The following is a 21,017-nucleotide window of genomic DNA, read 5'->3' on the forward strand; positions in this document are numbered from 1 at the left end:
GTTGGCTTACCCGCTGCACGGCATGTGCGGCGACGCGATAAAACCTCCAACGCCGGAGGCCGATCAGGCAATTGAACCAATCGATCTATCTTTGCCACATGTGGGAGCTCTATGCCCTCTGGGCCTGGATCGGCACGGCGATGACCATTCAGGCCGCGCCTCTTCTGGCAGGTGCGTTCGGCTGGCGTCCGACGCTGGCCGTCTTCGGAATCGGGCCCTTGCTGGGTGTCGAGGCGATGCGGCGGCTTGCCCGATTGCAAGGCGGGGTGCGCAAGGCCGCCGTGCACGCGTGAGTGTGGATCTGAGCCGGCTGCTTTTGCCACGTTTCTTTCATCCGTTGCCGAGCGCGTAAAATTGATCCAACATTGCTGCCGTTCACCATCGCCGGTGAGGGCTTGACGAGGTTGTCGATGGAATATGGCGCGTGACGGGCAACGACATCTCTCATCTCCTCGCTCGGATCGCCCTGCGGGACCGCAAGGCGTTCGCAGAACTCTACGAGAGAAGCGCGCCGAAACTCTTCGGCATCTGCCTTCGTATCCTCAAGGACAGGAGCGAAGCGGAAGAAGCGTTGCAGGAGGTCTATGTGAAGATCTGGCAACGTGCGGATCGCTACGTTTCCGGCGATACCGACCCGATGTCGTGGCTGGCGGCCATTGCGAGAAACCAGGCGATCGACCGTATTCGCGTCCGCCGGCCGACGGCCGTCGACATCGATGAGGCCTACGATCTCGCCGATGCGCGTGCGACCCCCGAGGAGAATGCCGTGCTTTCCTCGGAGGGGAGGCGGATCGAGAACTGCATGAACGAACTTGAGCCTGACCGGGCATCGGCCGTGCGCCGTGCCTATGTGGAGGGCGTAACCTACGAAGAACTCGCAGAGATGTTTGGCGTGCCCCTGAACACGATGAGAACCTGGCTTCGGCGAAGCCTGTTGAAGCTGAGAGAGTGCATGAACCGATGACGGCACCTGACGACGGCAAGGAAAGCGAACGACGCGACGAGGCAATCGCCGGCGAATACGTGCTGGGACTGCTCTCGCAGAGCGACCGTCGCAAGGTGGAGGCGCGCATCGGCACGGACACGCACTTTGCAGCGCTGGTCGCGCAATGGGAAGCGAACCTCTCGCCCCTCAACGACGATTATGAACAGGTTGCACCGCCGGCCGGCACCTTTGCCGCTGTCGAGAGCCGCCTCTTCGGCGTTACCTCCGCCCCGAGCCGGTCAGGTTCGCTGAACGGGCTCTGGAATTCCGCCTCGTTCTGGCGGTGGGCGGCGCTGGCCTGCCTGATCGTCGCGGTCGGCGCGGTCCTGTCGACCAGCCTGCCGCAGGAAGCCCCGCAATCCGGGTTGGTCGCCGAACTCTCCGGCGAGGGGGCTGGCGTCGATCTCCTGGCGCGCTATGACGGAGACAGCGGCCGGCTGCGTTTTACACCGGTCGCAGCCCGCAAACCCGAGCAGAAATCGCTCGAACTCTGGCTTGTGGAGGGGGATGCTCCTCCCGTCTCTCTTGGCGTCCTTCCGCAGACAGGGGAAGGCGACGTTGTCGTGCGGCCTGAAATGCGGGAACGCCTTGTCGCCGGCGCGGTCCTCGCCGTGAGCGTGGAGCCGTTCGGGGGCTCTCCGACGGGGACGGCAACGGGACCGGTCATTGCCTCCGGTTCGGTACGGCTACCCTGACCTCAGATGAGAGGCTGAAAAATCTCTTCAATATAAGGCGCTTAGCGAAAATCTGCGTCGGCCTGAAACTCTTTTTCTCAAGCTCCCGTTGCTCATCAGGATCGCCCGATCGGGCATCACCCTGGGAGGGCCCGCATGGCGTGGGCCGAGAAAAGGAAGGACGATCCATGACCCGTTTTGCTATCCGCTCCATCGTACTCAGCGCCGCCCTTGGCCTCAGTGCGCTTGCCGCGCAGGCGGAAAACCCGATGGTCGGCGGTGCGCCGATGTTCGCGGACAAGAACATCGTCGAGAACGCCGTCAATTCCAAGGATCACACGACACTGGTCGCCGCGGTCAAGGCGGCTGGCCTCGTGGACACCCTCGCGGGGGCTGGCCCGTTCACGGTCTTCGCGCCGACGAACGAAGCGTTCGAGGCATTGCCGGCGGGCACCGTCGACACCCTGCTCAAGCCGGAAAACAAGGACAAGCTGGTCAAGGTCCTGACCTGCCACGTCGTCGCCGCCAGCGCGCTGTCCGAGGCGATCGGAAAGATGATCAAGGATGACGGCGGCAGCCATCCGGTGAAGACGGTCGGCGGTTGCACGCTGGCGGCCAAGATGGACGGCGACAAGATCACCTTGACCGACGAGACCGGGGGGACGGCCACCGTCACGATCGCCGACGTCAAGCAGTCGAACGGCGTCATTCACGTCATCGACAAGGTGTTGCTGCCGAAGGCCTGACCTTTACACCGAGGACATGGTTTGGCCGCCGGGCAGTTCCCGGCGGCCTCTTCCTTCCCTCGGGACGATGCCGGCGCATGCGTGCGCATGGCCTGGCAGATTGATGCCTACAGGCGCAGCAGCGTCTTGATCGCGCGCCTTTCGTCCATGGCGCGATAGCCTTCCGCAACGTCCTTCAGCGGCAGTTCCAGGTCGAAGACCTTGCCGGGATTGATCTTTCGGCTCATCACCAGGTCGATCAGATGCGGCAGGAAGCGGCGCACCGGAGCGGGGCCGCCAAGCAGGTTCTTCTGGGCGAAGAACAGTTGCTGACCGTCGAGTTCCACACCGTGCGGCACACCGACGAAACCGATGGAGCCGCCGGGACGGGCCGAGGCTATGGCCTGCGCCATGGATTCCTGCGTGCCGACGCATTCGAGCACGGAATCCGCCCCCACGCCGTCCGTCAGGTCCTTGATCCGGGCGACGCCGTCGTCGCCTCGCTCGGAGACGATATGCGTCGCGCCGAATTCCAGCGCGAGATCCTGCCGGCTCTTATGGCGGCTCATGGCGATGATCGTTGCCGCGCCCATCTGTTTCGCCGCCAGCACACCCATCAGGCCGACGGCGCCGTCACCGACGACGACGGCCGTTCCTCCGGCCCGGACGCGAGCGGCATCGGCGGCGTACCAGCCGGTGCCGAGCACGTCGGAAACGGCAAGCAGGCTCGGGATGAGGTCGGCATCCGGCATGTGCGGCGTGGCGACAAGCGTGCCGTCGGCGAGCGGCACGCGCAGCAGCGGCGCCTGCGCGCGGCTCATGAACTCCCGGTTCTCGCAGGAGGAGGGAAAGCCGAAGCGGCAATGCGCGCATGTATTGTCCGAGCAGCAGAACGAGCCGATGACGAACTGGCCGGGCTTTACGGTCGTCACCGCAGGACCGACGTCCACCACCAGGCCGCAATATTCATGGCCCATATGCATGGGCTCGTTCAACGGTTGAAGCCCGCGATAGGGCCAGAGGTCCGATCCGCAGATGCACGTGGCGGCAAGCTTGAGGATGGCATCGGTGGGATGGAGGATTTTCGGTTCGGCGACTTCCTCGCAGCGGATGTCGCCGGTGCTGTAGAGCACTGTTCCAAGCATGGTTTTATCCTTTGTGTGGCAGGTTTTCGATCGCCTCAAACGCCATACTGGGCGTTCGTGACAGGCTCCATCCAGTCGACGACCTTGCCGTCCTTGACCTCCTGGAGCGCGATATGGCTCATGGCGACATCGGGCGATGCGCCGTGCCAGTGTTTCTCGCCGGGTGCGAACCAGACGACGTCGCCGGGACGGATTTCCTCGATGGAACCGCCCTCACGCTGCACGCGGCCGAGACCCGAGACGACAATCAGCGTCTGGCCGAGGGGATGCGTGTGCCAGGCGGTGCGTGCGCCCGGCTCGAAGGTGACTTGCGCACCCTGCACGCGCTCCGCATCGAAGGGGTTGAACAGCGGGTCGATGCGTACGGTCCCGGTGAACCACGCCTGTGGCCCCTTGGCCGAGGCACGCGTTCCTGCGCGTAGAATGTCCATGGTCGTTCTCCTGTCTGTCAGCGGATGCGGTCGATTTGCAGCGGGAATTGCCCGCGCTTCAGCAAGGGGGAGAAGCTGCCGTCGATGCGGCCCAGCCGGATGAGGCCGCGTGACCATCGGTATCCGGCATGGAAGAAGGCAAGATTGCCCCAGGGGGCATAATAGCAAAGATCTCCCGGCTGCTCGTTGCCGAATGGGCCGCTGCCGTCTTCGATGAGCTTGCGCGGCAGGACGCTGATCTTCTCGTTGTCGGCATAGTTGTCGATGGTCAGGTCGCGAAGCGGCAACATGGATGCGAAGTCGCGGGCGGACGGATTGTCCTCCAGCGTTGCTGTCATCACCTGTTCGCCGAATGCGATGCGCACCTTCATGGCGATTGCTCCCTGTGCCCTTGTTTGCCTCATGTGCGCGAGTGGCGCGGTCGCTGCCATAACCAACGCCGCCCGCAGGGCTGCCCGGCGCGTGAGGTGGCGCAATGTCATGCTGCATTCCTTTCATGATCATGCGCGGCGGCGGCTGCGGCAATGGCCGAGCCGAGCAGCAGGATGGCCGCGAGCGCGAAGGCGCTCCACCATCCGAGCGCATCGAACAGCAGGCCACCGACTGCGGCACCGAGCGTGATGGCGAGCTGGATGATGGCGACCTGCAGGCCGCCACCGGCTTCGGCATCGTCACGCAGGGTTCGGCTCAACCAGGTGCCCCAGCCAACGGGCGCGGCGGTGCCGAAGAAGCCCCAGCCGGTCAGCAGGGCCGCAACCGCGATGGAGGAAGAGCCGAAAGCCACCATCCCCGCCGCCAGGAGCGCCATGACGAGCGGGATGGCGATGACGAGGCTGTAGAGCCGCCTTGTCAGCAGATGGCCGATGGTCCAGGTGCCGGCAACGCCTGCCAGCCCCATGACAAGCAGAAGCAAGGAGAGCGCCGAAACGCTGACGCCGGTGACGATTTCGAGGAAGGGGCGCAGATAGGTGAAGAGGGCGAACTGGCCCATGAAGAGCAGGAAGATCGAAGCCATGCCGAGCGCCACCTGCCGGCGCTTGAGGAGCGTGAAGACATTGCCCGGCCGCTTGCGGCCTCGCGGTGGCAAGGAGGGCATACCGATCCATTGCCAGACGAGGGCCAGCAAGGCTAGCGGCACGACGAGGAAGAAGGCGCCACGCCAGCCGACAAGGTCGCCGAGCAGGCTGCCGAGCGGCGCTGAAATGGTGGCGGCGATAGCATTGCCGGCATTGATCATCGCCAATCCTTTGGGAACGGCCTGTTCCGGCACCAGCCGCATGACGATGGCGGTCGACATCGACCAGAAGCCGCCGATGGCGATGCCGAGCAAGGCGCGGCCGATCATCAGCACCGCATAGGTGGGCGCGACGGTGACGATCAGGCCGGAAAGGACCAGCAGCAGCGAGAAGGCAAGCAGCACGTGCTTGCGGTCGATGTGCTTGACCAGATCGGCGACGAACAGGCTGGTGACGACGGCGAAAAAGCCGGAAACCGATATCGCCTGGCCGGCTCGGCCTTCGGTAATGCCGAGATCACCGGCAATCGGCGTCAGCAGGCTGACGGGCATGAATTCGGAAGCGATGAGGACGGCGACGCACAGCGCCATCGAAAACACCGCCCCCCATGCCGCCTGGGGCTTCAAGAGGTGATCGTCATAGATTGCTTCCATCGGCATCTGTCTTCCACGGGATATCGGGCTGGCGTGAAACCACGCAGCGTTTGTCGCCGGGAGAGTTAGCATCGTATGATTGTCAGAATTAGCGGTGTTAATTCGCTTGAACTTATCGACTGAGGCCATAAATCGGGTTAGGCATGCGCCTTCATCGGGAGCTTCTGATGCGCGAGAATTTCAACGATCTTCTGTGGTTTCTGGTGGTGGCCGAGGAGCGCAGCTTCACGAAAGCCGCGGCCAAGATCGGCATCACCCAGTCGACGTTGAGCCATACGATCAAGCGGCTGGAAACCCGGATGGGGCTGCGGCTTCTGGCGCGCACGACGCGCAGCGTTTCCACGACGGAAGCCGGGGAACGGCTGCGCCAGTCGCTGGCTCCGCGCATCGCCGAAATCGAAACCGACATCGCGGCGCTGACCGCCTTTCGCGACAAGCCCTCCGGAACGGTGCGTCTTACCCTTTCCGACCATGCGCATGACTATCTCGTCTGGCCGAAGTTGCGGACGGTTCTTGCCGATTATCCCGATCTCAAGGTCGAGTTCAGTCGCGACAACGGTTTCCGCAACATCGTCGAGGACGGTTTCGATGCAGGTGTGCGGCTCGGCGAGACCGTCGAGAAGGACATGGTGGCGGTGCGCATCGGTCCAGATTGGCGGCTGGTTGCCGTCGGTGCGCCGGCCTATTTTGCGGCGCGCGGCCTTCCGCAGACGCCGCAGGATCTGGTGCAGCATACGTGCATCTGCCTGCGCCTGACCACGGCCGGGGGTCTCTATGCCTGGGAATTCCAGAGGGATGGGCGCGATATCCGCATGCGCGTCGATGGCCAGCTCACCTTCAACTCGACCCTTCCCATGGTCGAAGCCGCCATCGCCGGTTACGGCATCGCCTATGTGCCGGAAGATATCGTGGCCGAGCATATCACGGCCGGCCGTTTGCTGACCGTTCTGGACGACTGGTCGCCACCCTTTGCCGGGTACTATCTCTACTATCCGAGCCGGCGGCAGAATGCCCCGGCTTTCAGAATCGTGCTCGATGCGTTGCGAGACCGTGAGATGCGACGCTAGCTTCCCGGATATATTGTTTCCAGGCGTCGGCCGCACCTCGCATCACGATATGTTTCAATGGGGAACGAGGGGGCCGCGTGCCAGTTAGCCTTTCGCACATCAGGAACCAAGGAGAAGCATGATGCCGAACCAAGGCGGAACGCACGAACAGCATGTGAAGGCTGGTCAACAGAGCCACAAGAAGGGTGACCAGACACGCGAGGCGTCCGACAAGCGCGATCAAGACGACAGCGGTCGCGGCGCGAAGGGCAATTTTGCGCAGGACCGCGAAAAGGCCTCGGAAGCCGGTCGCAAGGGTGGCAAGCATTAATCCAGGGGCAGCCCGCCGCCATGTGCGGCGGTCTTTCCATCGTCGCAATCCTTCAAGACGGGCGCCATCGCCGTGCCAGCACGGCTGTGTCGCAAAGCCGGCGCTATGCCCTTTGCCCGGCCATCGGGACTTCAACCCCGCATCTTCGTCGGAATTTCTTGATCTGGAACGGGCGTCACGTCCGGAGCCTCTTCCGGAACCACGTCCGGCCCCGGCTCTTCGATCGGGCGCTCGGGCACATCGGGCAGGGAATCCGGTGGTTGTTCCTCTGGAACTTCCACCGGCCGCTTCGGATCTTTCGGATCATCGATCATTCGGGTCTCCCTGACGTGGCTCGAACTGCCGTTTGAATGTCGCACCGCCGGCCATGACGTGAACCCTTCGGCTGTTGACGGAGCGGCTTTCGGTTGGCGGCTTTTGTTCGCATGCTCAGCTTGCCTCGCCGGGATAGGGCTGCGCCTTGAAAAGGCGGGCGGCGTGCACCGTGTTGCGCGCGACGAGGTCGAGCGTGGCGCGCACGACCTCGGGTATGTCCTTCAGATCGACGAAATTGACCGAGCCCATCGCTTCGCCGACCCAATAGGTCACGGCATTGGCGGGAATGGTGAAGCCGACATCGTTCAGCGCCTGGAAAAGCTCGGCCGAGACGTGATGCGCGCCATCCTCGTTGCCGACCACGGCGACGGCGGCGACCCGGCCGTAGGACACCATGCGGCCCTCATCGTCCTTTTCTTCCAGAAAGGCGTCCATGCGTTCCAAGGCGCGCTTGCAGACGCTTGACGGCTGGCCCATCCAGATCGGCGTTCCCATGATGAGGATGTCGGCATCGAGGATCTTGCGGCGGATGCCGGGCCAGTCGTCGCCGTTGCCTTCGTCCGAGGTAACGCCGGGCTTGATATCGTAATCGGCCAGTTGCAGAAAGTCGGTGCTGACTCCAAGCGGTTCCATCGCAGCGGCGAGCAGCTTCAGCATGCGATCGGTAGAGGATGAATCCTCGGCACGCCTTGTCTTGAGAGTGCAGTTAAGCGCCAGCGCTGTCAGGGTCATGGTCGTCTCACACGGTTGGTGTCGCATGCCCAACCGCTTCACCTGCCGATTGTTCCCGCGCCCATACACCTGCGGGAGCGCGCCGCCGCATATTCTTCGGCCGGCGGCGAGCAGGACTATCGCGGTGCGGGATCCCGGCTTGCGTTGCGCGCGGCGAAGTAAGCGGCGAGCGCCGCAATGTCCTCATCCTCGAGATTGGCGGCGGCCTGCGTCATCAAAGCCCTGAAAGGGCCGCCGCCGCGCGTCTTTCCGACAAAAAGCCGCAACTGATTGGCGAGGTAGGCTTCAGCCTGGCCGGAAAGATGCGGATAGGCGGGATTTGCATCGGCCTTGTCGTGACAGGAGAGACAGGCCGGGATGCGTCGCTCGGGATCGCCTTTCACGGCGAGCGTTTCACCACGCCGGGCGAGGGGACTTTGCACCGTCGACGGGAGGATTGCCGCCGACAGGTTCGCGAAGTGGCGGGCGAGCTTTCGACGTTCAACCCCGCTCAAACCCTGAATTGCCACGGCCATCGTGCCGCTCGGCCGGGTTCCGCTCCCGTAGGCCTCGAGGGCCTGCTCGAGATAGCGTGCCGATTGCCCGGCCAGACCCGGAACGAGGCTCTCGACATCAAGGCGCGCCGGCATATGGCAACCATTGCAGGTTTCAAGCACCTCGTCCGTTGCCGTCGATTGCGTGGCCGCATAACCCGCCAGGGCGCGGTAGCCCTTCGCATCGAGATCGCGGTAGCGGCGCAGGAACGCGACCATGGCCCAGGCTTCGTCCTCGCGATCGGCTACCGGCCAGGCTGGCATGCCGGTAAACCGGATGCCATGCTGCACGATCTGGAAAAGCTCGGCGTCCGTCCAGGTGGCGATCTTGTCTTTCAGGTCTGGCGGCGCGGGCAGCATCCGGCCGACGCTTTCGGGCCGGGCCAGGGCCGGTGAACCGTGGCAGATGGCGCAGCCCGCCTCGAAATGACCCGCCGCCATCGGCAGCATGCCCTCGGTGAAGACTGGCGCCTTCGCGCCGAGCGCGGCGGTGCGCACCGACGACCGCATGACCCAATGCAGAAACCAGTCGGTCGCCTTCCAGTGGCCGGTGCTGGCACTGACACCGATAAGCCCCGACCAGGCGAGAAGAAATGCGCCCAGCACCCCGGCAAGAAGAAGGCCGACAAAATGTTTCCAGCCGATCAGCATCGTCGCTTCTCCACGGCAAGCCCATCGCCGTCGCGCAGGACACCGGCAAGAAGCAGGACACCGCCGAGAAGATAGACGATCGATCCGACCATCAGCATGACGACACCGCCGATCTGCTGGTCGGCGGCCGCTGGCAGGGATATGCCGAAACAGGTCACCTCGCCGCCGCCGTAGAGCGGGCGTGGCGCGAGCGCCAGCAGAACGCCGAGCAGCGTCATATGCATGGAGGTGAACAGCAGGCCGATCGTCCCGGCAAGGCGGCCCTCGTTCGGGCGGAAGCAGGCCTGCCAGAGCAGGATGCCGGCAACCAGGAAACTCGCCTGTTCGACGAGGGAGAGGGCTATGCTCGCCTCGGCGATGGCTCTCAGCGCCGGCAGGTGCCAGAACCAGACGACCGCAAGTTCGACGAGCGAGGCCAGCATGGGTGTCATTCCGACCCTGTCCGGCAGGTCGAACACCGTACCGCGCAGGCCATAGGCGATGAGCGGCGCTGCAATCGCGACGATCCCCATATGGACGATCATGTGGGCCGTGAACGAACCGCCACCGAAGCTCATGAGCAGGATCGCGCCGAGCGCCGCGAGCAGGAGGAAACCGAGGATGCGGGCAAGACGCTTCATGGCTGGCAAGCCCCGATGAACACGAGCGGCACGGCGACGAAGAGCACCGCCACGAAGCTGAGGCCGGAGAGGAGGAGGGTCGCGAAACCCTGGAAGAGCAGGCGGTCCCTGCGTGTCGGCTCGTCATGCGGCGGATCGCCGGAGCCGAAGCCCCATTGCCGCCAGGCGAGATAGGCCGAGAGCGCAATGCCGGTGAGGGCGGCGACGGTGATCATGCCGAGGACAAGGCGCGTCGTCCCGAGGGAGGCGGCGGCGTCCGCCTTTGCGCAATGGACGGCGGCGGTGATGTAGCAGGCGAGGAAATGCAGCGCCCAGATGGTCGGTGCGGTAAAGAGGGTCCAGAGACTTTCGATTTCCTTCGGGATCAGGCGCATGGGCGTCACCTCAATTCCGGAAAGAGGCCGAGGACGCCGAAGGACGTGACCGCCGTGACGACGAGGAAATGCCAGTAGAGCACGACATTGCGCAGGTCCATGTCATGGTGGCCGTCCATCCGGCCGGCAAGGCTGCGCGCCAGACAATAGAGTTGCATGACGATACCGACGCCGCCATGCACCACAGTCCAGAGCGTGACGACCCAGACGATGGCGGGGTAGACATGGACGGTCGGGTCCATGCCGGCAAAATACGGTCCGGCGAGACCGGCGCACCCAGCCATGAGCGTCAGCAGCAGGGAGGCGAGGAGCGACAGGCGGGTGAGCGATGAGCGGTCGCGTCCATTGGCCCGTCGCGCCAGCAGCATGGCGAACCAGGCCAGCGTGAAGAGACCGGCGGCAGCCAGAGGCCAGACCATGCCGGGGCCGGCCTGGCCGCCGGTGAAATCGTCATGGATGGTCCAGTAGAAGAAGTAGCCGAACATCAGGCTTGCATAGGCGGTGCCGTCGCCGGCCATGGTGATGAACATCGCCCACCAGCCGACCGACTGTGGCCCGGAGCTGTAGAGCGGCAGCGTCTTGCCGAGGCCGACATCGCGCATTTCTTCCCGGGGTATGACGGCGGTGCCCGTCCAGAGCCAGGCGACGATGGCGGCAAGCGTCATCACGGCGGAGGCGGCCGTCATGATCCACCAATGGAAGGTGAGCGCGATGAAGACGCCGCCGAGCGAGAACGCGGCGAGGATGCTCAGAACGGACGTCCCGCCGACACGCAGGCATTGAATGGGCTCGGCATCGAGTACGGAGGTGATGAGCGTTTCGCGCGCGCCGTCCTTCGTATCGGGCAGATAGTAGCGGCCGGCCTTGATGCCATCGGTGAGGCCCGGCTGGTCCCAGATCGGATAGCGGCTCTCGATGATGGGGATGGAGCGTACGCCCCACTTCTCCTCCGGTTCGCTGATCCATTCCAGCGTGCCGGCGTTCCACGGATTCTGCTCGCCTTTCGGCTGGCGATGCTTGGGTCTCAGCACGTCGACGACCACAATGGCGATGCCGGCGGCGAAGACGAAGGCACCGATGGTGGAGATGAGGTTGAACCAGTCCCAGCCGATATCGGCGGGATAGGTGAAGACCCGCCGCGGCATGCCGCGCAGCCCCGCGAGGTGCATCGGGAAGAAGGCGATGTTGAAGCCGGAGAACATCAGCCAGAAGGCGATCTTGCCGAAGCGGTCGGAGAGTTTGCGCGCGTTGAGCAGCGGATAATAGTAGTAGATGCCGGCGACGACAGGGAAAAGCATGCCGCCGATCAGCACGTAATGCAGATGGGCGACGACGAAATAGGTGTCGTGTGCCTGCCAGTCGAAGGGGACGAGCGCCACCATGACGCCCGTCAGACCTCCGATGACGAAGATCGCAAGCCCGCCCGCGCCGAACAGCATGGGCACGGAAAAGATGACGCGGCCGGCAAGCATGGTTGCGATGAAGACGAAGATCTGCACGCCGGTCGGGATCGCCACGGCCTCGGAGGCGGCCGAGAAGAAGGCGAGGGAAATCTGCGGCAGACCTGTCGTGAACATGTGGTGCACCCACAGGCCGAAGCTGAGAAAGCCGGTGCCGACGGCGGCAAGCACGATCCAGGAATAGCCGACGATGGGGCGCTGCGCGAAGGTCGGCACGATCATCGCCATCAGCGCGATGGCCGGCAGGAAGATGATGTAGACCTCCGGGTGGCCGAAGATCCAGAAGAGATGCTGCCAGAGCAGCGGATCGCCGCCGCGTGCCGCGTCGAAGAACGGCCAGCCGAACATCCGCTCCATTTCGAACAGGATGTCGCCGGCGATCAGCGGCGGAAAGGCGAAGAGGATCATGCCCGCGACGATGAGAAGATACCAGGCGAAGAGCGGCATCATGTTGATGCGCATGCCGGGCGCGCGGCACTTCATGATGCCGACGATCAATTCCACCGCGGCGGCGATGGAGGCGACCTCGATGAAGGACAGACCGAGCAGCCAGATATCGGCGCCGATGCCCGAATATTCCTTGTCGGTGGCGAGCGGCGGATACATGAACCACCCCGTATTGGGGGCCGCGCCGAAGAAGATGGAGCCGCAGACGAACACGCCGCCGAGCGCGAAGCTCCAGAATCCGAAGGCGGAAAGGCGAGGAAAGGGAAGTTCCCGCGCGCCGAGCATCGAGGGCAGGAGGAAGATCGCCACCGCCTCGAAGATCGGCACGGCGAACAGGAACATCATGACGGTGCCGTGCAGCGTGAAGGCCTGGTTGAAGGTATCGGCCGAGAGGAAATCGTTATCGGGAACGGCGAGCTGCACGCGCACCAGAAGGGCCAGCACTCCGGCAAACAGCATGAAGAGGAAGGCGGCCGAGCCGTACCACAGCCCGATCTCGGTATTGTTGACCGAGGTCCAGTAGCGCCAGCCGGAGGGCGTGCGCCAGACGTCGCGGAGTTCGGCCTCCTGCGCCTTGCGCTCTTCGACGGAAAGCTCGGCCGCGTCGGTCATTTGAGCCCCGCAAGATAGTCGGCGATAGCAGCGATCTCCCTTTCGGCAAGCATGTCGAAGGCCGGCATTTTCGCGCCGGGCTTGACGGCGCCCGGATTGCGAATGAAGCGCGTGACGTTTTCGGCCGTGTTGGCAAGTGCGCCGGCGCCGACCGTCTGACGCTGGCCGAAGAGGGTCAGATCCGGGCCCAGGCTTGCGGCCGGTGTCGTTCCTCGTATGCCATGACAGCCGGCACAGCCGTGGAACGCAAAAAGCCGCTCGCCTTCGCGCCCGCCGGCGCCGTTGCCGAGCGCCTGCGCGCGCCGCCACGCCAGGTAGTCGGCAGGCTCCATGACAATGACCGAAAAGGCCATCAGCGCGTGAGACGTGCCGCAGAATTCGGCGCAGGGCGCGCGGTAGACACCCGTCCTTGTCGGCAGCAAGGACGATATGTTCGTGCGGCCCGGGATCATGTCCATCTTCCCGCCGAGCACCGGAATCCAGAAGGAATGAATGACATCGGCCGCCTTGAGCGCGAAGGCGGTCCGCTCGCCCGCAGGAAGACGCAATTCGTTCGCCGTCTCGAAGGCGGGTGTGCCGTCGGCGGCCGGATAGCGGATACGCCACCAGAATTGTTCGCCGGTCACCTCGATCATGCCCTGTTCCGGCGCCTGCTGCGCGAACCACGGGCGGATCACCGGCATCAGCCACACGGCATAGGTAAGGAGCGCCAGCAACACGGCGACGGGAAAGGCGACGCCGCCGAGCAGGATCAACCGGCCTGCCTGCTCCTCGGTCCATGGCGTTTCCCGGCGTCTCGCCGCGTGAAGAAGCAAGCCGACGACCGCGAACCACACCAATGCGCCGCCAAGCACCATGACGAGAAGAAGCTGGTCGATCGCAGCCGCCTCCTCACCGGCGGGAGCAAGTGCCGACTGAATGCCGGAACAGCCGCTCAACGGCACCAGCAATATGGGGATGGCGCGCCGGGAAATTGCTCTCGCTCCTGTGGATCTCCTCAAGCGATATGGCCCGCTTTTGTGGGCCGGCAAGGGTGCATCGGCGATCCTGTCGTGCGGCGATCGCGCCTTGAGCGAAATCCCTCCAGGGTCCTGGTCGCGGAACATTCCATCGGCTGGCGCGTAAGGTGAGAGTCCCAACGCAAGAGATCCAGACCGCAACAGATCCAAACCCATGGCTTTTGAGAACACAGCGCCCGTGACCCCCTGCCTGATGCGCGCCGCCTACCGGTTCTTCGCGTCTTTTCCCGTCGCCTGCTTCTTCCTGACCGTTCTGACGGACGTGACCTATTGGCAGACGACGAATTTGCTGTGGCTCCATTTTTCCGAATGGCTGCTTCTTGCCGGGCTTGTCTTCGGCTGTTTCGCCTTCGTCATTGCCATCTTCGTTCTCGTCTTCTGGAAGGAAGGTCCGTCATGGGCCGCGCTCCTCGGCGGGGTCTTCGTGCTTGCGGCGGCGGCGTTGAACAGCTTCATCCACACGGCCGACGGATGGACGGCCGTCGTCCCCTACGGCCTGGCGACATCGATCGCGACCGTGGTGGCAATGCTGGCGACCGCCTGGTTGGGCCGTAAGGAGGTTCGTCATGTCTAGGCGCGCAGTTCTCCTCGCGGCGCTTGTGCTTGCCGGATGCGGCGGCAGCGACGATTTCGATGCCGCGCACCAGACAGGCCCCGACCCGGTGCTGCCGGAACCGTCGCAAAGCCTGTGGCCGGACCTGAAGGTGGCGTCGGTCGTCGGATGGAAGGACGGGGAGACGCCGGACGTGCCGGAAGGCCTCACTGTTACGGCCTATGCCAGGGACCTCGCCAATCCGCGCACCGTGCACACGCTTCCCAACGGCGACGTTCTGGTCGTGCAATCGAAAGCGCCCGAGGGCAAGCCGTTGAACCGGCCCAAGGATATCATCCGCGGCTGGATCATGGCGATGGCGGCCGGCGGCGGCGGAGGGAGCGGCGAGACGAACCGCATCACGCTTTTGCGCGATACGAATCGTGACGGCGTGGTCGACGAGCGCCGCGATCTCCTGGCGGACTTGAATTCGCCGTTCGGCGTCGCGTGGCATGACGGCACGCTCTATGTCGCGGCGGCCGACGCCGTCCTTGCCTATCCCTACGACCTCGGCGGCGGCGCGATCACGGCAAAGCCGAAGGTTTTGACGCCGCTTCCCGGCGGGCCGATCAATCATCATTGGACGAAGGATCTCGCCCTCAGTCCCGACGCACGCTTCCTCTTCGTGTCCGTCGGCTCGAATTCCAATGCGGGCGAGCGAGGCATCGAGGCCGAGAAGGGGCGCGCCGCCATCTGGCAGGTCGACCGGCAGACCGGCGCCGCCAAGGTCTTCGCCTCCGGGCTGCGCAATCCCAACGGTCTCAATTTTCACCCGCAGACAGGAGCGCTCTGGACGGTCGTCAATGAGCGCGACGAGCTCGGCCCCGATCTCGTTCCCGACTATCTCACCTCGGTGAAAGAGGGCGGCTTCTACGGCTGGCCGTGGAGCTATTACGGCCAGCATGTCGACCCGCGCGTTTATCCGCAGCGCCCGGACATGGTCGAGCGGGCGATCGTGCCGGACTATGCGCTTTCCAGCCATGTCGCGGCCCTCGGCCTTGCCTTCACCAACGATTCCGCCATGCCGGCGCCTCTGCGCGACGGGGCCTTTGTCGGCAATCGCGGCAGCTGGAATCGCAATGCATTCAACGGCTACAAGGTCATCTTCGTCCCCTTCACCAACGGGCGTCCGTCAGGCGCCGCCCAGGATGTCGTCACCGGTTTCCTGGCAGGAGACGAGGCCCGCGGCCGGCCGGTCGGCCTTGCCATGGACGGAACGGGAGCCCTGCTCATCGCCGACGATGCCGGCAACACCGTCTGGCGCGTCGCAGCCGCCGACGGTTCCACGACGGCGCAGCCGCTTTCGACGGACAGGGTTTCGGCCACCACCGACAATGACGGAACGTCCGCCAAACCGCCGGAGGGCGAGCCTCGCGAAGCCTCTCCCGACGACGGATCCTCAACGCCCGCCCAGACCGATATCGCCCCCGCGGTTTCGCCGGAAGACGGACAGTAGGCGGCACATTCGACAGGAGCGCACAATGTTCATCGTTCTGGGAGCGACGGGCCATATCGGGTCCGAGCTCGTCCAAAACCTCGATGCGGCCGGCAAGAAGGTCATCGCGGTCGTGCACGACGCCGGCAAGGCCGGGGACATTCGCACCGCGAGTGTCGAGCCGGTCGTTCTCGATGTCAGCGATTCCGCACGGTTGCACGATCTCTTTCGACAGGGCCACCGCGCCTTTCTGCTGAACCCGCCGGCCGACCCGGGCGGCGACACGGATGCCGTGGAAACGGCGACCGCGCGCGCCATCACGGAGGCCCTGCATGGTTCGGACCTCGAAAAGATCGTCGTCGCCTCGACCTATGGCGCTCAACCGGGGCAGGGCATCGGCGACCTGTCCGTGCTCTTCGACTTCGAGCGGCAAGCCGAGGCAAGCGGCATTCCCACCGCGATAAACCGTGCGGCCTATTACTACACCAATTTCGACATGCTGCTCGCGTCAGCAAGGGAGGGTGTGCTGCAGACACCCTTTCCGCGCGACATGCGCCTGCCGATGGTTTCGCCCGTGGACATCGCCAAAGCGGCGGCCAGCCGGCTTCTCTCCGAGCCCGTTGACGTCGGCATACACTATGTCGAAGGGCCGCACCGATACACGTTCGAGGATGTCGCAGTTGCCTTCTCGGCTGTCCTTGGTCGTCCGGTCCGGCTGGAGACCATCCCACGCGAGAAATGGGAGGAAAGCTTTCGCGCCGCAGGTTTCTCGTCCGAGGCGGCCCGCGCCTATGCGCGGATGACCGCAACGACGGTCGATGGTCCCCAAGCGCCGGCCGATCCCTGGCGCGGTGACGTCACGCTTCTGGACCATCTCGGAAATTTGAGCGGCACGTAGCCAGCCCGGCTTTCGGCACCCCGCCATCAAAGCACGTTCGTCCGGGAACTTCTGAGGCGAATGCGGGTTCTCACAAGGTCGAGATAGGGAGGCTATTATGAAAAAGATCATGCTTATCGCCTGCGTCGGGTTATCGCTCGCCGCCTGCACGGCAACAGAACGAGGGGCCGGTGTCGGTGCCGCGACGGGCGCCGTGGTCGGCGGCGTTGCGACGGGCAACGTCCGTGGCGCAGCCGTTGGAGCGGCGGTCGGCGGCGTCGCCGGGGCGCTGATCGGCAATGTCGCGGATCAGCCCGGACGCTGCTACTACAGGGACCAGTACGGCAACAGATACGTCGACCGTTGCTAGCCCGAACCTGAGGGCATAGGCCCCGGCTGCCGTGCCGGGGTCAGGCCTGTATGTCGACCTATGCCGTTTTACCTCTTTCCGTCATCACAATCGATCGGCGCGGCCCCTCGGTTTCAGGTGCGCGCCCCGAGGGAACATCTCCAGCGGCACCGAGTTCGACACTCAAACCCGTCTAGATGGAGACCGAGATGCCCGAGACCGATGCGCGCCGTCCTCTGCCGCCGCAACCGGCGCAGGAGCAATCCCCACCCGGTTTGACAGGCGCGATGAAACCGCTTCCGGACCACGGCGAGGAGACCTATGTCGGGGCGGAACGACTGAAAGGGAAGGTGGCGCTGATCACCGGCGCCGATTCCGGCATTGGCCGGGCCGTCGCCATCGCCTTTGCGCGCGAAGGGGCCGACATCGCGATTTCCTATTTGAGCGAAGACCAGGACGCCAATGAGACCGCGCGCTGGGTTGAGCAAGCGGGACGCAAGGCCGTCGTCCTTCCCGGCGATATAACAAGCGAGGACCATTGCCGTCATCTCGTGCGGCAGTGTCTCGAGAACTTCGGCCAGCTCGACATTCTCGTGAACAATGCCGCCTTTCAACGCACCTACGCGGATATCGGCGATATCAGCACGGAGGAATGGGACCGGACATTCCGGACCAATATCTATGCGCCGTTCTTCCTGGCCCGCGCGGCCATTCCAACCATGAAGCCCGGCAGCGCCATCATCAACACGACCTCGATCCAGTCGCGTCAGCCTTCGCCCCATCTTCTTGCCTATGCGGCGACGAAGGGCGCGATTTCGAACTTCACTGCGGGCCTGGCCGAAATGGTCGCGGACAAGGGCATCCGTGTGAACGCCGTCGCGCCGGGGCCGATCTGGACACCCCTTATTCCCTCCACTATGCCGCCCGACAAAACGAAGGATTTCGGCAAGCAATCCCTCATCGGCCGCGCCGGCCAGCCGGCCGAACTGGCGGGAGCGTTCGTTCTGCTTGCCTCCGACCTCGGCAGCTACATGACCGGTGCGGTGATCCCCGTAACGGGCGGCGAGATCATGATCTGAGAAGAAGAGATGACCGATATACGCAAACACGGTTTCGAGAGCGATGCGCAATGGCGCGAATATCTGCAGGAGATCGAGGAGACGGCGCGGCCCGTCGGCGTTCCGCCGGCGAGCGATCAGGGGGTGCTCGATGATCTGGCGGCGCTACGCGCCGAAGTCGCGGCCTTGCGCCAACGGATAAGAATCCGGCATCATCGTGAACGGATGGCGCGGTGGCAACGCATCGTCGGTGCGACGGCCTTTCTTTTGCTTGTCGCCGCCGCCGGCAGATGAGAAGAGCCCCGGCAAGGCCGGGGCTTGCTTTTCGCTTTCAGGGAAGCTTGACCGAAGGTTCCCGCGCCCAGACCCGCAACGTGCCGAGGCTTTTCAGGAAACGCGCGACCGCGTCGGGTCCATCGATTTCAACCGTTCCCTCGTCCAGCATGTCGGCGGCGCCGGCCTTTTCCAGAAGCGCAAAGGCGGGTTTGGTATAGCCGATGAACTTGCAATGGGCGAAGGCATCCGCAACGAAATCGCGCGCGGCCGCTTCCTTGAGGAGATCGCTTGCGCCTTCCTCCGATGCCAGCACAACCACCGCGTCGTAGAGGACGGAAGGACCGCCGTCGATCATCTGCTGAGCGGCGAGCGGCTTGCCGCCGGACAGGGTCACGCCGCCGACCTTCGGGGCAATGACCTCGATCACGGCTTTCTCCTTCTCGATGCCCGCCGCAAGAGCCTTGAAGAGCGTGCTGTCCGCGCCGTCGGTGATGAGCACGCCGAGCTTGCGCCCCTCGAAGCGTTTCGGTCCGCGTTCGATGATGCTGAGAGCCGGAGATGGTTCGAGATCCTGGCGCGTTTCCACCGCCGCATCGGCCGGTTTCGGCATGGCGTTGATGCCGAGAGCGATCGCGACCTTGTTCGCCAGCGTCTCGTCGATGTTGAGGAGATGGGAGACCATGCGTTCGCGGATAACGGGGGTTTCCACCTTGCTCAGCTCGAAGGTCAAGGCCATGGCGATATGGCGCTGTTCGGGTGGCGTCTGGCTGATATAGAACTGGCGCGCCTGGCTGTAATGATCGGCAAAGCTCTCCGGCCGCAGGCGCACCTTTTCGCCGCTCTCCTCCGACTTGAAATGCCGGTATCCCGCGAGAGGCGCTTCGCGCGGTCCTTCGCCCCAGGAGTTCGGCTGATAGTTCACGCGGCCTGACGGATTGCGCATCGCCATATGGCCGTCCTGCTGGAAATGCGCGAAGGGACACTTCGGCGCGTTGATCGGCAGGTGGGTGAAATTCGTGCTGCCGAGACGCTTTATCTGCGTGTCGAGATAGGAGAAGTTGCGGCCTTGAAGCAAGGGGTCGTTGCTGAAGTCGATACCGGGCGGCACGTTCTGTGTCATGAAGGCGACCTGCTCGGTTTCGGCGAAGAAATTGTCCGGCATGCGATCGAGAACGAGGCGGCCGACGGGTGTCGGGGGGAGCACCTCCTCCGGAATGATCTTGGTCGGATCCAGCACGTCGAAGTCGAAACTGTCGGCGAAATCCTGATCGAAGAGTTGAACCTGCAATTCCCATTCCGGGAAATTGCCGGACTGGATGGCCTGCCAGAGATCGCGGCGGTGAAAGTCGGGATCCGCGCCGTTGATCTTCACGGCCTCGTTCCAGGCGACGGATTGCAGGCCGAGCTTCGGCTTCCAGTGGAACTTCACGAAGGTCGACTCGTCCCTTGCATTGACGAAGCGGAACGTATGCACCCCGAACCCTTCCATGAAACGGAAGGAGCGCGGGATGGCGCGGTCCGACATGACCCACATGATCATGTGCATGCTCTCGGGCGTCAGGCTGATGAAGTCCCAGAAATTGTCATGCGCGGACTGGGCCTGCGGAAAGGCACGGTCCGGCTCGGGCTTCACGGCGTGAATGATGTCGGGGAACTTGATGGCATCCTGAATGAAGAAAACCGGGATGTTGTTGCCGACGAGGTCCCAGTTGCCTTCCTTCGTATAGATCTTCACGGCAAATCCACGCACGTCACGGGCAAGGTCGAACGAGCCCTTGCTGCCGGCGACGGTGGAGAAACGCACGAAGGCGGGTGTCTTCTCGCCGGCGCGCTGGAAAAGGTCGGCGCGTGTATAGGCCGCGAGCGATTCATAGGTCTCGAAATAGCCATGGGCGCCATAGCCGCGAGCATGCACAACCCGCTCGGGGATGCGTTCGTGGTCGAAGTGGAAGATCTTTTCGCGAAAGTGGAAGTCTTCGATGAGGGCTGGTCCACGTGCTCCGACGCGCAGTGTGTTCTGATCGTCCGCGACGGGTGCGCCTTGTGCCGTCGTCAGGACGGAGTGACCGTCTTCGGCAATCTGATGCAGTTCGCCGCCGGCGCCGCGCTGGAGTTTTTGATCGTGCACGGAAGCCTCTTCCATCCTGGTGATGGGGCTCGCTTTCTTGGCCATGGAAATCTCCTGGGAAGTGTTGCACTCCCCTAACCGGAAACCTCCTGCCTTGTTCCCAGGCGGGCCTGCCGTCCGTGTGCCGGAGCAGTCGAGCAGGCCGGCATCGCGTGAAATGCGATACCGGCCTCGTGTTCTATCGGTTCTTATCGGAGCGTTTGCCTTCAGCCGAAGTCGTCGGCTCCACATGCTGCTTCACTGTGGATGTATTCGTGGCCGAGACGGGATCTGAAGCAGGAAACGTGTCCTCCAACCCCTTTTGAAGCTTGCCCTTGGCATCGGCGCCTGCCTGACGCGCCTGTTCCTCATGCAGGGACCGTACGGCCGGCGATTCAGTTCGGTGTCCCATATTTCCTGTCTCCTTCGTTCCGCGGACGCTTGGTTTCGTTGGCTTCAGGATGTGTGCCGTCGGAAACGCTGCCGGGATGGGGGTCCGAGACATCGCGATCCGATGCCTGAGACTTCGATGCTGGGGAGGAGGGCGCCTTTTG

24 protein-coding genes are annotated in these 21,017 nt (G+C 64.0%); 12 read left to right on the top strand and 12 right to left on the bottom strand.

Annotated features, from left to right (window positions below):
* Positions 1–71 precede the first annotated feature (71 nt).
* The 4 genes from V8U06_RS02180 (at position 72) to V8U06_RS02195 (ending at position 2,405) form a co-directional block, all read left to right on the top strand.
* On the top strand, positions 72–293 hold the full coding sequence (locus V8U06_RS02180) for a hypothetical protein (RefSeq protein WP_427139311.1): 222 nt from the start codon (positions 72–74) through the stop codon (positions 291–293).
* 131 nt (positions 294–424) lie between these two features.
* Positions 425–964, top strand: coding sequence for a sigma-70 family RNA polymerase sigma factor (locus tag V8U06_RS02185; RefSeq protein WP_427139312.1), 540 nt, complete (start codon positions 425–427; stop codon positions 962–964).
* Positions 961–1,680 (top strand): anti-sigma factor, encoded by a 720-nt coding sequence (locus V8U06_RS02190; RefSeq protein ID WP_427139313.1) that lies wholly within the window; start codon positions 961–963, stop codon positions 1,678–1,680. Before V8U06_RS02185 ends, V8U06_RS02190 begins: the two co-directional genes overlap by 4 nt.
* 167 nt (positions 1,681–1,847) lie before the next feature.
* Positions 1,848–2,405 carry a fasciclin domain-containing protein gene (locus V8U06_RS02195; RefSeq protein ID WP_427139314.1) on the top strand — a complete coding sequence of 186 codons (558 nt, stop codon included), beginning with the start codon at positions 1,848–1,850 and terminating at the stop codon, positions 2,403–2,405.
* Between the two features lie 107 nt (positions 2,406–2,512).
* On the opposite strand, the gene V8U06_RS02200 is transcribed toward V8U06_RS02195, so the two are convergent.
* The 4 genes from V8U06_RS02200 to V8U06_RS02215 are packed head-to-tail and all read right to left on the bottom strand — an operon-like array spanning position 2,513 to position 5,629.
* Entirely contained in the window at positions 2,513–3,529 is a 1,017-nt protein-coding gene (locus V8U06_RS02200; RefSeq protein ID WP_427139315.1) for a zinc-dependent alcohol dehydrogenase family protein, read from the bottom strand.
* Positions 3,530–3,564: 35 nt separating this feature from the next.
* On the bottom strand, positions 3,565–3,960 hold the full coding sequence (locus V8U06_RS02205; RefSeq protein ID WP_427139316.1) for a (R)-mandelonitrile lyase: 396 nt from the start codon (positions 3,958–3,960) through the stop codon (positions 3,565–3,567).
* 17 nt (positions 3,961–3,977) lie between these two features.
* Entirely contained in the window at positions 3,978–4,442 is a 465-nt protein-coding gene (locus tag V8U06_RS02210; RefSeq protein ID WP_427139317.1) for a cyclophilin-like fold protein, read from the bottom strand.
* Positions 4,439–5,629, bottom strand: a complete 1,191-nt coding sequence (locus V8U06_RS02215) for an MFS transporter (protein ID WP_427139573.1) — start codon at positions 5,627–5,629, stop codon at positions 4,439–4,441. Before V8U06_RS02215 ends, V8U06_RS02210 begins: the two co-directional genes overlap by 4 nt.
* Positions 5,630–5,793: 164 nt before the next feature.
* Between V8U06_RS02215 and V8U06_RS02220 the strand changes: the two genes are divergently transcribed.
* Entirely contained in the window at positions 5,794–6,696 is a 903-nt protein-coding gene (locus tag V8U06_RS02220; protein WP_427139574.1) for a LysR family transcriptional regulator, read from the top strand.
* Positions 6,697–6,814: 118 nt separating this feature from the next.
* Entirely contained in the window at positions 6,815–7,006 is a 192-nt protein-coding gene (locus V8U06_RS02225) for a KGG domain-containing protein (RefSeq protein ID WP_427139318.1), read from the top strand.
* Positions 7,007–7,137: 131 nt separating this feature from the next.
* On the opposite strand, the gene V8U06_RS02230 is transcribed toward V8U06_RS02225, so the two are convergent.
* The 7 genes from V8U06_RS02230 to V8U06_RS02260 all read right to left on the bottom strand — a co-directional run bounded on the left by V8U06_RS02230 (position 7,138) and on the right by V8U06_RS02260 (position 13,856).
* Positions 7,138–7,320 (bottom strand): hypothetical protein, encoded by a 183-nt coding sequence (locus V8U06_RS02230; protein WP_427139319.1) that lies wholly within the window; start codon positions 7,318–7,320, stop codon positions 7,138–7,140.
* A 115-nt stretch (positions 7,321–7,435) separates the two neighbouring features.
* Complete coding sequence (locus V8U06_RS02235) at positions 7,436–8,053, bottom strand: flavodoxin family protein (RefSeq protein WP_427139320.1); 618 nt, start codon at positions 8,051–8,053, stop codon at positions 7,436–7,438.
* Positions 8,054–8,169: 116 nt separating this feature from the next.
* The gene (locus V8U06_RS02240; protein ID WP_427139321.1) at positions 8,170–9,237 is read right to left on the bottom strand and encodes a c-type cytochrome; all 1,068 of its coding nucleotides are present in this window, start codon (positions 9,235–9,237) and stop codon (positions 8,170–8,172) included.
* The gene (locus tag V8U06_RS02245) at positions 9,231–9,857 is read right to left on the bottom strand and encodes a cytochrome c oxidase assembly protein (protein WP_427139322.1); all 627 of its coding nucleotides are present in this window, start codon (positions 9,855–9,857) and stop codon (positions 9,231–9,233) included. The genes V8U06_RS02240 and V8U06_RS02245 overlap by 7 nt, the downstream gene beginning before the upstream one ends.
* Complete coding sequence (locus tag V8U06_RS02250) at positions 9,854–10,231, bottom strand: hypothetical protein (protein WP_427139323.1); 378 nt, start codon at positions 10,229–10,231, stop codon at positions 9,854–9,856. The genes V8U06_RS02245 and V8U06_RS02250 overlap by 4 nt, the downstream gene beginning before the upstream one ends.
* Before the next feature lie 5 nt (positions 10,232–10,236).
* Entirely contained in the window at positions 10,237–12,750 is a 2,514-nt protein-coding gene (gene ctaD, locus V8U06_RS02255) for a cytochrome c oxidase subunit I (RefSeq protein ID WP_427139324.1), read from the bottom strand.
* Positions 12,747–13,856 carry a cytochrome c oxidase subunit II gene (locus V8U06_RS02260; protein WP_427139325.1) on the bottom strand — a complete coding sequence of 370 codons (1,110 nt, stop codon included), beginning with the start codon at positions 13,854–13,856 and terminating at the stop codon, positions 12,747–12,749. Before V8U06_RS02260 ends, ctaD begins: the two co-directional genes overlap by 4 nt.
* 67 nt (positions 13,857–13,923) lie before the next feature.
* Between V8U06_RS02260 and V8U06_RS02265 the strand changes: the two genes are divergently transcribed.
* From V8U06_RS02265 to V8U06_RS02290, 6 genes are all read left to right on the top strand, one after another.
* Positions 13,924–14,343 (top strand): DUF2231 domain-containing protein, encoded by a 420-nt coding sequence (locus V8U06_RS02265; RefSeq protein ID WP_427139326.1) that lies wholly within the window; start codon positions 13,924–13,926, stop codon positions 14,341–14,343.
* Positions 14,336–15,817: a PQQ-dependent sugar dehydrogenase gene (locus V8U06_RS02270; RefSeq protein ID WP_427139327.1), complete on the top strand. Its 1,482-nt coding sequence runs from the start codon at positions 14,336–14,338 to the stop codon at positions 15,815–15,817. Before V8U06_RS02265 ends, V8U06_RS02270 begins: the two co-directional genes overlap by 8 nt.
* Positions 15,818–15,842: 25 nt before the next feature.
* Positions 15,843–16,694: an NmrA family NAD(P)-binding protein gene (locus V8U06_RS02275; RefSeq protein WP_427139328.1), complete on the top strand. Its 852-nt coding sequence runs from the start codon at positions 15,843–15,845 to the stop codon at positions 16,692–16,694.
* A 97-nt stretch (positions 16,695–16,791) separates the two neighbouring features.
* The gene (locus tag V8U06_RS02280; RefSeq protein ID WP_427139329.1) at positions 16,792–17,043 is read left to right on the top strand and encodes a glycine zipper domain-containing protein; all 252 of its coding nucleotides are present in this window, start codon (positions 16,792–16,794) and stop codon (positions 17,041–17,043) included.
* 188 nt (positions 17,044–17,231) lie between these two features.
* Positions 17,232–18,101 carry an SDR family oxidoreductase gene (locus V8U06_RS02285; protein WP_427139330.1) on the top strand — a complete coding sequence of 290 codons (870 nt, stop codon included), beginning with the start codon at positions 17,232–17,234 and terminating at the stop codon, positions 18,099–18,101.
* 9 nt (positions 18,102–18,110) lie between these two features.
* Positions 18,111–18,374, top strand: a complete 264-nt coding sequence (locus V8U06_RS02290; RefSeq protein WP_427139331.1) for a hypothetical protein — start codon at positions 18,111–18,113, stop codon at positions 18,372–18,374.
* 37 nt (positions 18,375–18,411) lie between these two features.
* Here V8U06_RS02290 and V8U06_RS02295 read toward each other — a convergent pair whose 3' ends face one another.
* Entirely contained in the window at positions 18,412–20,529 is a 2,118-nt protein-coding gene (locus tag V8U06_RS02295) for a catalase (protein WP_427139332.1), read from the bottom strand.
* Positions 20,530–21,017 lie beyond the last annotated feature (488 nt).

The organism is Shinella sp. G-2, assembly GCF_050172695.1.
In the GTDB taxonomy this organism is placed as follows: Bacteria; Pseudomonadota; Alphaproteobacteria; order Rhizobiales; family Rhizobiaceae; genus Shinella.